This window comes from Roseburia sp. AM16-25, assembly GCF_003473825.1.
GTDB classification, from domain to species: Bacteria; Bacillota; Clostridia; order Lachnospirales; family Lachnospiraceae; genus Pararoseburia; species Pararoseburia lenta.
In genome coordinates, this window is the sequence record NZ_QUCW01000003.1 from 285,948 (window position 1) to 301,141 (window position 15,194).

14 protein-coding genes and 1 pseudogene are annotated in these 15,194 nt (G+C 43.4%); 13 read left to right on the top strand and 2 right to left on the bottom strand.

Going from position 1 to position 15,194, the window contains the following annotated elements; genetic code table 11:
* Positions 1-7: 7 nt before the first annotated feature.
* Positions 8-1,078 carry an acyltransferase family protein gene (locus DW183_RS08655; RefSeq protein ID WP_118281597.1) on the top strand — a complete coding sequence of 357 codons (1,071 nt, stop codon included), beginning with the start codon at positions 8-10 and terminating at the stop codon, positions 1,076-1,078.
* On the opposite strand, the gene DW183_RS08660 is transcribed toward DW183_RS08655, so the two are convergent.
* Positions 1,075-2,001 (bottom strand): NAD-dependent epimerase/dehydratase family protein, encoded by a 927-nt coding sequence (locus tag DW183_RS08660; RefSeq protein ID WP_118281598.1) that lies wholly within the window; start codon positions 1,999-2,001, stop codon positions 1,075-1,077. The two genes, DW183_RS08655 and DW183_RS08660, sit on opposite strands and share 4 nt — an antisense overlap.
* A 474-nt stretch (positions 2,002-2,475) precedes the next feature.
* Here DW183_RS08660 and DW183_RS12670 point away from each other — a divergent pair.
* The 6 genes and pseudogenes from DW183_RS12670 to spo0A (DW183_RS08690) all read left to right on the top strand — a co-directional run bounded on the left by DW183_RS12670 (position 2,476) and on the right by spo0A (DW183_RS08690) (position 8,554).
* Positions 2,476-3,844, top strand: a pseudogene (locus DW183_RS12670) (DUF6020 family protein).
* Positions 3,807-4,745: a glycosyltransferase family 2 protein gene (locus tag DW183_RS08670; protein ID WP_118281600.1), complete on the top strand. Its 939-nt coding sequence runs from the start codon at positions 3,807-3,809 to the stop codon at positions 4,743-4,745. The pseudogene DW183_RS12670 and the gene DW183_RS08670 overlap by 38 nt, the downstream one beginning before the upstream one ends.
* A 71-nt stretch (positions 4,746-4,816) precedes the next feature.
* Positions 4,817-5,389, top strand: a complete 573-nt coding sequence (gene rfbC / locus DW183_RS08675; RefSeq protein ID WP_118281601.1) for a dTDP-4-dehydrorhamnose 3,5-epimerase — start codon at positions 4,817-4,819, stop codon at positions 5,387-5,389.
* Positions 5,390-5,653: 264 nt separating this feature from the next.
* Positions 5,654-6,955, top strand: a complete 1,302-nt coding sequence (locus DW183_RS08680; protein WP_118281602.1) for a sensor histidine kinase — start codon at positions 5,654-5,656, stop codon at positions 6,953-6,955.
* Complete coding sequence (locus tag DW183_RS08685; RefSeq protein WP_158573051.1) at positions 6,952-7,653, top strand: LytR/AlgR family response regulator transcription factor; 702 nt, start codon at positions 6,952-6,954, stop codon at positions 7,651-7,653. Before DW183_RS08680 ends, DW183_RS08685 begins: the two co-directional genes overlap by 4 nt.
* A gap of 121 nt (positions 7,654-7,774) precedes the next feature.
* Entirely contained in the window at positions 7,775-8,554 is a 780-nt protein-coding gene (gene spo0A / locus DW183_RS08690) for a sporulation transcription factor Spo0A (protein ID WP_118281604.1), read from the top strand.
* Here spo0A (DW183_RS08690) and DW183_RS08695 read toward each other — a convergent pair.
* Complete coding sequence (locus DW183_RS08695; RefSeq protein WP_118281605.1) at positions 8,530-9,282, bottom strand: helix-turn-helix domain-containing protein; 753 nt, start codon at positions 9,280-9,282, stop codon at positions 8,530-8,532. The genes spo0A (DW183_RS08690) and DW183_RS08695 overlap by 25 nt on opposite strands.
* 212 nt (positions 9,283-9,494) lie before the next feature.
* On the opposite strand from DW183_RS08695, the gene DW183_RS08700 reads away from it, so the two are divergent.
* From DW183_RS08700 to DW183_RS08725, 6 genes are all read left to right on the top strand, one after another.
* On the top strand, positions 9,495-10,460 hold the full coding sequence (locus DW183_RS08700; RefSeq protein WP_118281606.1) for a glycosyltransferase family 2 protein: 966 nt from the start codon (positions 9,495-9,497) through the stop codon (positions 10,458-10,460).
* Positions 10,461-10,503: 43 nt separating this feature from the next.
* Complete coding sequence (gene spo0A, locus DW183_RS08705; RefSeq protein WP_118281607.1) at positions 10,504-11,298, top strand: sporulation transcription factor Spo0A; 795 nt, start codon at positions 10,504-10,506, stop codon at positions 11,296-11,298.
* 88 nt (positions 11,299-11,386) lie between these two features.
* A complete protein-coding gene (locus DW183_RS08710; protein WP_118281608.1) occupies positions 11,387-11,848 on the top strand; it encodes a GtrA family protein in 462 nt (153 codons plus the stop codon).
* 11 nt (positions 11,849-11,859) lie between these two features.
* A complete protein-coding gene (locus tag DW183_RS08715; protein ID WP_118281609.1) occupies positions 11,860-13,677 on the top strand; it encodes a glycosyltransferase family 39 protein in 1,818 nt (605 codons plus the stop codon).
* 40 nt (positions 13,678-13,717) lie between these two features.
* Positions 13,718-14,941 carry a UTP--glucose-1-phosphate uridylyltransferase gene (locus DW183_RS08720; RefSeq protein ID WP_118281610.1) on the top strand — a complete coding sequence of 408 codons (1,224 nt, stop codon included), beginning with the start codon at positions 13,718-13,720 and terminating at the stop codon, positions 14,939-14,941.
* Positions 14,938-15,138, top strand: coding sequence for a DNA-directed RNA polymerase subunit M (locus tag DW183_RS08725; protein ID WP_118281611.1), 201 nt, complete (start codon positions 14,938-14,940; stop codon positions 15,136-15,138). The genes DW183_RS08720 and DW183_RS08725 overlap by 4 nt, the downstream gene beginning before the upstream one ends.
* Positions 15,139-15,194 lie beyond the last annotated feature (56 nt).

The following is a 15,194-nucleotide window of genomic DNA, read 5'->3' on the forward strand; positions in this document are numbered from 1 at the left end:
GTTAAGTATGATAAGTAAAGGGGAAAAACGAAATTCCAGTTTGGACTTGTTAAAGATCATTGGTATGTTCCTTATCATTGCACATCATTATTATGTGCATGGAGGATTTGCACCGGTCAGCGTGGATAATATCAGCAAGGGACGCATCTTTTTGGAACAAGTCTCTATGTACGGATCATGGAGTTGTGATCTTTTTGCGCTGATCACGGGCTTTTATATGATCGGATCTCGGAATGACGGAAAGAAACGTTTGAAAAAGATCTTACAATTAGTAGTGGAAATATATTTCTATGCGATTGTAATCTTTGCAATATTAGCCTACAAGGGATTGGCGGCATTTTCTTTTTTCAATATGCTGCGGGTCGTTTTCCCGACCTTGTGGGGAAATTGGTATATCATAGCCTATTTGCTGTTCTATCTTTTGGTGCCATACATCAATCCTTTATTAAATCAGTTGTCGCAAAAGGAGTATAGACGGCTCCTGCTGATCTTATTCCTTTGTTGGTCTGTTGTACCAACGCTGACACAGTTGGATAAATCATGGGAATTTAGCAATGTGGACTTTTTCTTTGTCATGTATGCGTTTGGAGGTTACTATCGTTTACATATATATGGAAAGAAAAAGTATGCAAACGTATGGAATGCCCTTGTGGGAATGATCTGTTTTGGCATAGCCATAGGATCTGTGGCACTTTGCAATTATGTGGGGATTAAGTGGCAGAATAATTCAATTTTAGGATGCGCACAGTATCTGATGCCTTTGTATTCTTTTGTTGGCGTGATCTGGGCACTATCCTGGTTTGCCTTTTTTGCCAATGTCAATTTCTATTCGAAACTTGTGACATATATTGCGGGCTCAGTTTTTGGTATTTATATGATACATGAGAATGACTTCTTGCGACCTGTGGTCTGGACCATATGGAAACCGAATGCATTGCAGACAGTTGAACCATATGGTCAGTTTGCAGAGAAGATGTTAGTAGTTTTCTTTGGATGTTTATTGATTGATATGGCTCGTAGGTGGCTTTTCTGGGGCATTGGAAAACTACTGGGCAGTATAAGGAATCTTATAAATTAGGAATGAGCCTTAAGAAAATCAGCAGTACGCCGGATGCCATCATCGATTGGAGTGTGAACTAGTGTACCAAATTCCGTTTCGTATCGTGTGATGTCCAGATAATTTGCGGGGAGATCGACACTGCGCTTTTTTTCATAATTTACGTCTATTCTGATATCAAGCACAGAACGAAGATGATCAATTAAGTCGTTGAGACTTGTTCCGGTGCCACTACCAATATTATAGATATGATATTGGGGGGATCCAAAGGCGATTTTTAACATTGCGTCAATGGCATCATCAATATAGATATAATCGCGAACAACAGATCCATCTCCATAGACATGAAGTGTCTCTTGGTGAAGAGCCTTGTAAGTGAAGGTGGTGAGGGCACCAAGTTTTCCGTTTGGACGCTGATATGGTCCGTATGGGTTTGCTAGACGCAAAATACTATAGTCAATCCCATGCATACAATGGTAGAGATGACATATCTTCTCGATTGTCAATTTCTGGATGCCATATGCGGTAATGGGATTTGTAGGGGCATTTTCTGTGATTGGACATGCGACATTTCCATATACGGTTCCACCAGAGGAAATAAAAATAATTTTGGAAACATGATGCTTTACACTGGCTTCTAGTAAGCGAGTGGAAAAAGTAATATTTTCGTTTAATTCGGCTTCAATATCATTATTAGAAGAAGACGGATTTGTCGTACTGACGAGATGAAATACAAGATCTATATTTTCCAGAATATTCTCGAAGTTGTGTGTCTGTGTGTGGAGCGCAAGGCAAGAGACATTATTGGCAGCAATAATTGTCTCATTAGTGAAATATGAAGTGTCTGTGTCGGTAATTGTAATGTGATTTGCAGGATTTTTCATCAGTGCTAATGTAAGGTTTGTTCCTATAAAACCAGCGGCACCAGCAATTAGAATGTTCATGATAATACCTCTATTCCTATATTGTATAAGGGTAGTTTACATGATGAGATGAATGTTGTCTATGAGAAATTGGTTATAAATATGTATACTATTCAATAGAATCAGATGCATACAGACATACAAAGAAGCAACAACTAAAATAAATAGAGAGGGGACAAATCATACATGGATTTCAAAAAATCAGTAGTTGGATTACGAGATAAATTTGCAACAATACTATTCTCCGTTGGCTTGTCGGCTGTGATTATACTTGGAAAACACATACATCTTACTGATCAGGTTTACCAGGGTACAGGGAACACAATTGATAGTTATCATAGATATGATCTGGCAGAAGGATTATTATTTGCATGTTGTATTTACATTGGTATCTTATTGTGTGAACGAATGATTAAGAAAAGACCTATTGAAATAAAAGGAGTTTCGGGAGAGCGCATTCCACTGGGGAAAATCACAGTAAGTAGTATCGTCCTGATGCTTCTATGGTCACCATATTTATATGTTTATTATCCTGGATTTATCTTTGGCGACAGTACAGCAAATATTGCGCAAGCCTTGGGACAGCAACCGCTTACCAATCATCATCCGGTTGCATATGTGTTGTTCATTCGATTATGCCTTCGTTTGGGGCAACATCTAGGCGGATTGACAATTGGCCTTGCAATTTATTCTGTGATACAGATGGGAATTATGGCTCTGGGAATTGGATTGATGGTTCAATGGATACGGACGCGATTTCGATTGAACCGATGGCTTACTTGGCTGATGCTTGTAGGCTTTGGATGTTCGCCATATATTGCTCAGTATTCGATTGCTATCTGGAAAGACCCGATTTTCTCAGTTACAATTGTTTGCGTCACAATCTTGTTATTTGATATACTATATGTAGAAACAGACAAAAAACAAAATATTATTAAGAAATATCTTATTACTAATTTCGGTATTGGCTATGATCTTTAGCCGGAATAATGGCTTTTATATTGCAATAGCGATAGTATGTTTGTCAGTGTTCTTGCTGTTTAGAAAAATGACCAGGCAAAAAGGCATACAGATATTGGTAATATGCTTGATAGTAATGATTGCTTCCAAGTTTATTACTGGACCGGTTTATGATGCATATGGTATTGTAAAGGATGATGAAAAAGCGGAAAGTTATGGAATCTTTCTGGCACAGATGGCACGCGTTGTTGTTGAGAACGGAGAACTTTCTGCAGAAGACAGTGATTATATGGGGCGTTTGTTACCTATGGAGGAATATCAGTCAGCTTATACACCATGTTTGGTAGATAATCTGAAGTGGAACCCCAATTTTCAAAAAGAAGTGCTGGAGGATGGATTTTTTCGTACATATCTATCCATTCTGAGAAAGAATCCGCGTATTTGTTTTGAAGCGTGGGAATTACAGACCTTTGGATTTTGGTCGGTGAATCAGAAGTGGGTCAATGGATTTACAGGAAATATCTTGAATGGTGTGCCAAGAAATATCTATCCTGAGTATGGAATGGGGGTAGAGGGAATTGAAACTAAATTGGTAGATAATAATTCATTCTTGACAAAAATGTTCCCATATACAGCACGATGTATACCAATTGGATATATTCATTGGTTATTGATTGGAGTGGCTCTTTTTGCCTTGTTGCGCTTGGATTTTCGCCGGCTTACTGTGCTTGCACCGGCGCTTGGACTTATGGCTACACTTATATTAGCTTCGCCAATATCTTACTGGCCGCGCTATGGACTTGCCCAACAATTACTGTTACCATTATTTATAGTAATGATATTTCTACGAGAAGGAGAACACCAAAATGGACAAAATTGCAGTTTTAATACCTTGCTACAATGAAAGCAAGACGATCGAAAAGGTTGTTACAGATTTTAAGAAAGCCTTACCGGAGGCAACCATTTATGTATTTGACAACAATTCCTCTGATGGTACGGATGAGATTGCCAGAAAGGCAGGGGCGGTTGTTAAGTATGAATACCAGCAGGGCAAAGGTAATGTTATCCGCCGTATGTTCCGCGAGATTGATGCAGAATGTTATGTGATGACCGATGGGGATGACACCTATCCGGCAGAGAGTGCCAGAGAGATGGTGGACTGTGTGTTAAATCATCATGCAGATATGGTGGTGGGAGACCGTCTTTCTTCCACATATTTTGAGGAAAATAAGAGACCTTTCCACAATTTTGGGAATTCCATTGTGCGATCTTCCATCAATAGCCTTTTCCACACCAATATCAAGGATATTATGACAGGCTATCGGGCATTCAGTTATCAATTTGTAAAGACCTTTCCGGTTCTCTCCCAGGGCTTTGAGATCGAGACGGAAATGAGCATTCATGCAGCAGATAAGAATATGTTTGTAGAGAATGTGATTATTGAATATCGAGACAGACCTGAAGGCAGTGAGTCAAAGCTAAATACATACAGTGACGGATTTAAAGTGCTTCGTACCATTGCAAGCCTGTTTCGTACGTATAAACCAATGGCATTCTTTGGCGTGATTGCATTGATTTTGGCGGTATTAGGCGTTGGGTTTATGATACCTGTTTTGGTTGAGTTCAATCATACAGGTCTGGTGGAACGTTTTCCGACTTTGATCGTATGCTGCTTTGTTATTTTAGCGGCGATGGTTTCCTTTTTTGCGGGACTGCAACTCCAGACGATCACGCGAAAGAACCGGCAGGATTTTGAGATGGAACTGCAACATGTGCATTATGAGTACGAACATTTGGAAAAGTAGACTAGACGAACGTTTTATGTGTCTGTATAATAGATAGCAGATAAGACTAAAATCACAGGAAGGTGTTAATCATGGGAAAAATAACAGTAACAGATGATTGCAATGGAATCAAAGGATTGAAGGTCATTGAACCGACCGTTTTCGGTGATGACAGAGGATATTTCATGGAGACTTACAACTACAATGATTTCGCAGCAGCAGGGATCGATTGTCAGTTTGTGCAGGATAATCAGTCAGCATCCAAAAAAGGCGTTCTTCGCGGACTTCATTTTCAGATCAATTATCCACAGGATAAGTTGGTGCGTGTGATCAGCGGAGAAGTATTTGATGTTGCAGTGGATCTCCGCGAGGGTTCCGAGACATTTGGCAAGTGGTTTGGCGTGACTTTGACAGCTGAGAACAAAAAGCAGTTCTTCATTCCCAAGGGATTTGCACATGGATTTATCGTTCTCTCCGATCACGCAGAGTTCTGCTACAAAGTAACCGATTTCTATCATCCAAATGATGAAGGTGGTCTGATGTGGAATGATCCGGATATTGGTGTAGAATGGCCGATGCCGGAAGGTATGACAGCAGATGATCTGATCCTGTCTGATAAGGATAAGGTAAATTCCTCATATAAGGATTATGTTGTAGGTAAATAAAAGCATCGTGAATATGATGAGATGATAAGCCAGCCCGATGGGGCTGGCTTTTTTGCGCGAAAAATTAAGGCATTGACGCGAAAAATCTGGGTAATGTAATAAGAAAAGTTATTGTCTTCTTGAATTTTTGAAAGGAGGACAGTGACTTATGGATTTTTTTGAGATGCTGGAACAGTGGATTAAAAATTTAGGACGTAAATAAAATAAGTACCCCTTTTTCCTAGTGCTTGGTATAATGAAAAAAAGGAAAAAGGGTGGAAGAATATGGGTATGTTTGTTTTATTGCTGAGTAATTTAGAATATATTGGTTTGATACTTGCTATTGTAACACTAATCTCCAGTGCAAAAATAAGTGTGCAAAGACGCAAATGGATTGAGGCATTTGGGCTTTTGGTTATACTGACAGTTCTACCAACCTATATATCAAATGTAAATCTTAGAATGATTCTGTTTATCATAGGGCTTCTGGCGTTGGTGAAAGTGGTATTAATCGGAGTGAACAGAAGAACCATCTTGGATGTCTTGATTGCGGTGATTCTGATTGGAATATCGACCCAGTTGGTCAAAATGCTGCTACAGATCATGTCACTTTCCCTGCAGATGAATCTGACCGATACGGCGGTTAAGTTACTCGCGCGCCTGATTTTGTGGATGTTTGTGCTTAGCGTTTATTTATATATAGCCTGTCATTATCCAGCAGAACTGAAAAACATACCTTTAAAATATATGATCATTTTCATGATTGTTCTGATGGCTGATTGTATCAGCATTACTTTCTTCGGAGAGTATGTTCTGGATGACATACGTTTAACGCATGGTTGGATAGCAGAACTCGCCTACGTCCTTATGGGACTTGGCGTCTTCGTCCAACTCGGACTTCTCATCGCTCTCTATTTTTCGCGCAATGCCTACCGTACCCAGCAGGCGCTGGCAACAAAGTATCTGGAAGAACAAGTGGCACACTACCAGTATCTGAGTGAGCGCGAGCAGAATACCAAGCGCTTCCGTCATGACTTCAAGTCGCATATGGCTATGGCGAAACAGTTATATGAGGAAGGCAAGCGGGAAGAGTTTGAAGCCTATTTCCACAAGATGACAGAGCAGATCGCCGCCATTGGCAATCGTGTGACCGTCAACAACGATATAGCGGACGCCATCATCAACCGCTACTATGATGAAGCGGCACTGGCAGGCATTACCATGGAGGTGGAAGGTCACTTCCCGGGAGAATGTTATGTGTCTGCTTACGATCTTTGTACCGTCTTATCCAATCTTTTGAGCAATGCTATAGATGCAGAGAAAGAAGCGGGCGGTAAGACCATATACTGCGGCGTACGTTATGATGAGACACAGATTTTAATTGTAGTGAAGAATGATTATGTCAATCCGATCAAAAGGACTGACAATCGGTTTGTATCAACGAAAGGAGATTTACGACATCAGGGGTTTGGGATTGCCAATATCAACGAGGTGGTCCGTAAGAATAACGGACACATCTTTTATGATACAGCAGATGCCCGATTCGTCGTTCGGTTAAGTTTATGCAATATGAAGCAGAATTCTTGAAGATTGCGGTAGTGGACGATGAACCACTATGGCAACAGAAGACAGTAGATGTGATCGAGAATAAATATGGTCTGGATGCACCACATATCGACCGCTATTCCAGCGGCAGGGAACTTTTAGACCGGAACACCTATTACGATATTCTGTTTATGGATATCGAAATGGAGGGGCTGGATGGTTTTGAGACAGCAAAACGTTATCAGAAGCAATACGAATATGCAAAGATAGCCATGCTGACCTCCCATACCGAGTTGAGCCGCAGAGGCTATGTGGTCAATGCTTTTCGATACATTGATAAAGCCTGCATGGAGGCGGAGATCACGGAGGCGCTGAGTGCAGTGCGCAAAGCCAAAGAAAAGGAGCGGTGTATTGAGGTTAATATCGTAGGACTCGGAACCATGCCGATTCTGATAAAGGACATTATCTATGTCAATATGAACCGCAGAAATATCCTGATCCACACGCGAAAGGGGGATTTCATCAGTTCTTGTACCATGCATGAGATGGAGGATCTGGTAAAGGGCTGCGGCTTTTACCGGAGTCACCGTTCCTATCTGATCAATTTAGATGAGACCATCAATTACGAGGGTATGAATATCATCATGAGTGATGGGACCAAGGCATATCTGAGCAAGGATAAACAATCCGAATTTAAAGAAAAACTGTTGGCACGCAAATTTGAAATGGCAAACGGATAAGATGTGATTGCAGAGATTGACGCAGAAAACGACAGGTTTCGCGCATGCAGACTGGAGGGAAACGAGAAAAAATGATAAGGTTTCCGTGGGTTATGAAGTTGATATAAGGAGACTGGGCGTTATGGACAAAATTACGATTGCTATCGCGGATGACCAAGAGATCACAGTGGAGATGCTATCCAATATCGTGGCATCGCAGGATGATTTCGTTTTGGCAGGAACTGCCGGAAATGGAGAGGAAGCATTGGACTTGGTGCGCCGGTGCAAACCGCAGATCTTATTGCTAGATATGATCATGCCGCTGGTGGACGGAAAAGAAGTAATGCGGCAATTGCAATCGGATGAAACTATATCACCAGACACCAAAGTGATCGTCGTTACCGCGGCAGACAGGCGGGCATTAGCAGAAGAAATGTTTGCGCTGGGGGCTCTTTATTATATTATCAAGCCTTTTGATTCGGAGACGATCATTCAAAGCATTCGTGCGGCATTGGGGCAGGAATCGATCTGGGAGAGTTCGGAAAATGCAGGCACGAAAGAAAACACACCGGGCAAGCCCTTGGAGCATCGCATTACGGAATTGATGCTCCTCTTGGGGGTGCCGGCGCATTTGCGTGGATACCAATATTTACGAGAGGCCATCTTTATGGTGGCGACCAGACCGGATACCAGGCATCAGATGGCAAAGATCGTCTATGGACAGATAGCAAAAAAGCATGACGTGTCGAACTACACAGTAGAACGGGCGATACGTCATGCTATTGAGATAGCCTGGAGCAGGGGGGATATGGATACCATGGATCGGATCTTCGGCTATACCGTACAGGCATCCAAAGGAAGACCGACCAATACGGAGTACATTGCTGCCGTTGCGGATTATCTGATCTTGGCAACCACATAACCGAATTTGACCCACTGGTACATATCATTGTAATCATAACTGTCGACTGTGATCGTCTCACCATACGCGGTGATCGGTTCCAGACGGCAGGGTTCTGTTTGACGAAATCGCCGGATATACAAACGGCGATTTTTCTTGTTGAGAAAAAGTCCGGTGTCACCATCTCTTGGAGGACGCTGGCAGACCAACAAAATATCGCCTGCATGATATGCAGGATGCAAATGGTTGGTCGTGACGCGCACACCACAGGTAATCTCATCCCCATAAAAGGCGCGGTAAGGTGCTACATTAAAATATTCCACATTGGAGGTATCGTAATACATGCCATCTTCCATATTGCCAAGGATGGTGTAAAGAGGCAGGAGTTCCTCCGGCGTGTCCTTTGCTTGGGCGATGGCCTCTGGTGACTGGGCAGCGATCGCGCGTTCCATTGCAATAGAGGTACGAATCGCCTGCTGACGCTCTTTGGACAGTTGACGGTAATCCATGAGAAGACTCATCTCGGGTACAATGTCGCCACAGAGTTCAAAGAAAAATTTCCCTGTCGTCTGATAGACCAGATAGGCAACATAAATAGGGATTTTGGCAGATTTGCCGGATATCATATACTTATAAGAAGAAAGGGACATCTGTAACTTTTCCGCCATCTGTGCTTGTGTCCATCCGAGTTCTTCTCTTGCTTTTTCCAGATTTTCGATAAAATTTTGTGTAATTTCAATATTTGTCATCGACTTTTATCTCCCCGAAGTCTAAAATTTCTACTTACGTTACCATTATAATTGAGTAAAGTACAAAAATCTAGGTGAGATTTTCGACTTTTGGGTCTGATATAATACACAGATGTGAAAAAGTCCATAGGGAAGATGGAATCATGGAATGTTACTTGAGTCAGTATGGATAGGGTGTTAAAATGGTAGCACGAAAAGACGAGGTGGCATAAATGATAAAAAATAATGCAAAAACGATTGCAATCTTAATGGCAACCTACAATGGTGAAAAATATGTAGAAGAGATGCTACGGTCGCTGGAAAAACAGACAGAAGACGATTTTTTCTGCTATATCCATGACGACGGTTCGACAGACCAGACGATGCATATTCTCAAAAAGTGGGTGGAAGATCATCCGTATCACTTTATGATCCTTGAGGGTCAAGCACAGGGATCTGCAAAGGATAATTTTTTTTGGATGCTTGCGCAGGTGGAATCCGACTACTATATGTTTGCTGATCAGGATGATGTATGGATGCCGGACAAGGTCGAGAAAAGTTTCAGAAAGATGAAACAGACGGAGACGCTTTGTCAGGATAAATACCAGGCATTTTGTGTTTTCACGGATATGCAGGTGGTCGATGAGAATTTGCAGGAGATTGCCCCGTCTTTCATCCGCTATATCGGACGGGATCCTTACCGTACGTCTATGGCAGAGATCATCATGGATAACCCGGCGGCAGGATGTACCATGCTGTTTAACCGCCCGCTGCGTGATGCGGCGCTAGAGTTGCGGGATCCGACCAAGATTGAGATGCATGATGTATGGATCTTGGCTTTGGCGGCGGCATATGGCACAGAACATGTCGGAGTAGTGGATGAGGCCTGTGCATATTACAGGCAGCATGCCAACAATGAGATGGGAGCCAGGACGGAGAGCAAGGCAGATAAGATTAAGCGCAATCTGATAGATTTATGCAGCGGTCGTTTTATGCAGCAGAAGCGGGCTTTTTTGCAAAAGGGAAGGAATCTGGCAGGGCAGATGTATTTGGTTGATGCCCTTCCGGAAAAACAAAAGAAAATATTGGAAGAATTTTCCGAGATCGGAAAATTGTCCAAATGGCAGCGTATAAAATTCTACAAAAAATATGGTTTTACGAGAAATCAGGGAACCGGATGGATGTATCTGTGGATATAGGTCTGCTTTTTCGTAAACGGTGGGAAAAAGGAGAACATGAAAAATGAAGAAGATCAGGGTTGGTATAGCAGATGATAACGAACTTTCGCGGCAGATGCTTCGTGCGATCGCAGAAATGGACACAGATCTGGAGATCGTTGGCGAAGCGATGAGCGGTGTGGAAGCCCTGGCTTTGGTAAAGAGCCAGAAGCCGGATGTCATGTTATTGGATGTTGTCATGCCCTTAGGGGATGGTTTAGAGGTTTTGAGTCAGGTAAAAGAGGAGGAAGATATTCCGACCAAGTTCATTATGGTCAGCGCACTTGGGGACGAGCGTGTGGCGGCTGATGCTTTTGCTAAAGGGGCAGAATATTATATTGTCAAACCCTTCCACGCGGATCTGATTCTGCGCGAGATCAAGCGGAGTGTCGAAGACCGGATGCAGGGGCAAAAACAGAATGTCTTAACGCGTGTCTACAGTAATCCGCAGACGGATGAGGCGGCATGTATCCGCAGGGAGATCACCAGACTCCTGCTGGCAGTCGGTGTTCCGGCACAGTTGAATGGTTATCAGTATCTGCGCGAAGCCATTTTTATGACTTTGCAGAGTGTTGAGTATATATCATCTGTCACAAAGCGCTTGTATCCGAGCCTGGCAGACCAGTTCGGTGTGACGGCTGCTAGCGTCGAGCGTGCGATCCGTCATGCGATCGAGACATCCTGGGCGCGCGGAAGTGTGGAGATGATCGATTACATTTTCGGTTATACGGTGGATGACTGCAAGGGGAAACCAACCAATTCGGAGTTTATTGCCATGCTGGCGGATCACATCCGCATGGGCTATTGCAAGTCGGCATAAGAGGTCAGGCAAGGTTTTTGACACTCTCTTACAAAAGTGGTAAAATGCATTCATTCTGTAGATAAATACTCCCTGTAGGAGGGAATGGATGAGAAAAGAAGATATATTTGATCGGGTTGTATCCGTATCATGGCTTGGCTGGTTTCGTCCGATTTATTACAAATATCGGGAGATGTGGCTTTATGCCTTATTTGGATTAGGTACAGTACTCATCAATTTATTTGTATATTCCTTATTTACTGAGACGATAGATCTTGGTGTATTAGTGGCAAATGCGATCGCTTGGATCTTTGCCACTTTGTTTGCGTTTTATACGAACCGCCGCTGGGTATTTATTTTTCACCCCAAGGGCGTGTATGCCTTTTTTGTGCAGTTGGGCGGATTTTGCTTAGGACGTCTGCTGACACTTGGCATCGAGGAGATGATGCTATATTTCTGCATCGAGGTTTATCATTTGCCAAACATGTTGATCAAGATGTTGGCGCAGATCATTGTGATCGCACTCAATTATGTGTTCAGCAAGTTGATCGTATTCCGTGGGAAAAAGTAGGAGAGTCAGATATGACATTGATACACAAAAAGGAGAACCGCTTTGTATGGGCGGTCTTTTGGATCAGCGTGATCGTTCGAACGGTGCTGGGATGTTACTATCCCCGTACCGTTAATTGTTATCCGGACGAGGCTTTATATTTGTCGGCAGCAGCCAGTCTGTGGAACCAGCACAAGGTTTTGGCATTCAATCTGCCGACAGACTTTGGAAAGATCGGTTATTCGCTTCTGATCGCACCGGCATTTGCCTTTTCAAATCTCAGGGTGCGGACTATGGTCATAGGCTTTATCAGTGCGCTGGTCATGTCCTTGGGACTTTTTCCGGTTAATGCTCTGGCAAAGAAACTTCTGAAAGAGGAAAGATTTCGCAGATGGAGTCTGCTTTTTTATGCCCTGTCTGCGACCATGACCTATTCTATGACCTATGCCAGTGAAGTCCTCTTTATACCGGTCATGGTACTTTTGATCTATTTGATCTATCAGTTGCTGACAGATGCCTGGCATGGGAAAAAGAAGATACTCATGCTGGTTGTGACGGTGCTGGTCTGGCTGCTGGCATATCTGGTCAAGGAACTGGTACTTGTGATACCGGTGGCATTGGTCTTATATTTTGTGACAGACCGCCTGCTGGGCTGGAGACAACGGAAAGGGATGGAAAAGGACGACGTGGCACCGGGCAAAAAGCAGACCTGGAAATTTCTTCTGGCACTGCTTTTGATGGCGGTCGCCTGTATCGGGATCTACCTGTTTTCCAATGCGGGAACACAGTATTATCAACTGGGATTTGATCTGACGCTTTTACAGGAACGATTCTGGTATCTTTTATACGGAACCCTCTTTTTTATCGTGAGCACACTGATCGCCTTTTTGTTCTTGCCGGTACTTTATCCGGTCATCTTTGGCAGAACGATGGAGAAAAATGCCAGAAAGTTATGTCTCTTTCTGGTCTATGTGATCGTGGTTACAGCGGCAGTTGTGTCCTATACGATCTATATCTATGAGGATTATCCAAGCCTGACCCCACGTGCGCATATCCGCTATGTGGAGTATCTTTTTGTGCCGTTTTTGATCCTTCTTTTTCATCTGCTGGAACAAAAAAGACCGGTCTTTGCTTTTCGCCATGTTTTGGCGTTAGCGGCAGCTCTTGGCCTATGCTTGGTCTTCTTTGTCGGCTTTAACGGACAGACGATCGACCATACCATGCTCTTTTTCGTTCAGGTATTTTCGCAGAACGGACATACTTTTTTGCCATACAAGGCAAGGCTTTGCGTGCTGCTTTTGATAGTAATAGTGGCAATTTTTACCTATCTGTTTTATAATAAGAGCAAGTTTTTTATCACATTATTATTGTCGGGAATTTTGATCGTATCACTTGGCAATAATATATTATCCACATATGTCCAATATAAAACACATACGCATACGCAGGCGGAAACGACCGAGGCGGAGCAGGTATGTGATTTTGTGCGGGAACATGCGGATGTCGGTATTGGGGTCATAGAGCCGGTTACCCATGAAGAATTGCTCGACACATTTCTGATCGATTGTGATAATGTGCGCAATATCGGTATTGCCGGGGGCTGGTATTTTGCCTTGACGCAGGGGAATATCAAAAAGTATGGTTTGTGGAGTGAGGGCGAAGTAGCAAAGTATGCCGGCTACGAGGCCCCGCAGACGCTGGACTATATTTTGGTGTCAAATGATGCCTATACCATAGAGGAAACCGATGCTATGACGCAGGTGGCAGAGTATCCGAATCTGGGCTATACGCTCTACAAGTTAAAGGACCCTACGCATTTGCCGGTCATGTATGACAGGTCGGTAGAATAGATACGATCTATACCAGATATGAGATAGGAGAGGTATCGTAATGACAAGAAATGAAGCAGAAGAGATTTTAAAAGAACATGGACAAGAACATGTCCTCAGACATTTTGATGACTTATCCGCGGAGGCACAGGAGGGACTTCTGACCCAGATCTCCGAGGTGAATTGGGACGATCTGGCACTGGCAGGTGTGCAGGAAAAGGTGCCGGTAGGAGAGATTTCTCCGCTCAGTGCCGTGGATATTGATGAGATCAATGCGCGCCGTGCAGAGTTCGAGGAAGCAGGTTATGAGGCAATCCGGGCAGGCAAGGTTGCAGCGCTTTTACTGGCAGGCGGTATGGGAACGCGTCTGGGGCTGGACAAGCCAAAGGGCGAGTTAAATGTGGGCATCAACCGTACTTTGTACTTATTTGAAAGCCTCATCCACAATCTGATGGATGTGACAAGTGTTGCCGGTAAGAGTATTCCGCTTTACATCATGACCAGTGAGAAGAACAATGACGAGACGATCCGCTTTTTCGAGGAACACGACTATTTCGGTTATCCGAAAGAGGATGTCGCCTTCTTCGTACAGGAGATGGCAGCGGCTGTCGACTATGATGGCAAGTTGTTATTAGAGGAGCCGGGACGTCTGGCAACATCACCAAACGGTAATGGCGGCTGGTTCTCATCTTTGAAAAAGGCTGGATTGCTGGAAGATGTACATAAGCGTGGGGTAGAATGGATCAACATTTTCGCGGTAGATAATGTCTTACAGCGCATCTGTGATCCTGCTTTTGTCGGAGCAACCATTCTCAGCGGCAAGGTCAGCGGCAGTAAGGTGGTGCGCAAGGTAGACGCTTATGAGAAGATGGGAGTTCTCTGTTTGGAGGATGGAAAGCCATCTGTTGTGGAATACTATGAAATGAGCAAGGAAATGGCAGAGAGCACCGATGAAAAGGGAGATCTGCTCTATGCTTTTGGAGTGATCTTAAATTACATTTTCCGTGTAGATAAGTTGGAAGAGATCGTGGGACGCCATCTTCCGGTACATGTGGTGGAGAAAAAGATCCCATATATTGACGAGGCGGGGAATCTGATCAAACCGGAGTCACCAAATGGTTACAAGTTTGAAACACTGGTTGTAGATATGATCCGTATGATGGATGATAATCTGCCTTATGAGGTCGTCAGAGAAAAGGAATTCGCACCGATCAAGAATTTACATGGTGTGGACTCCCTGGATTCAGCAAGAGAATTATTGGAGAGGAATGGAGTAGAGTTATGATGAAAGTTTTCATCTGTCCGGAATGTGGATGGATTCGCACAGTATCACGCAGAAAAGAAGTTGAATGTCACAAATGCAGTGGCGTGCAGATGCTGCCATCCCGTCTGACCTTTGTAGAATACTCACAGATGAGCGACGAACAGCGCGAAGATTACGCGCAGTCTTGGTTGTTTATCCACGGCAAGGCAAAGGCATAAGAGATTTTTACACGACAGAGAAAACACGCAGGGAGCATGAAAGCATCCTTGTAGGG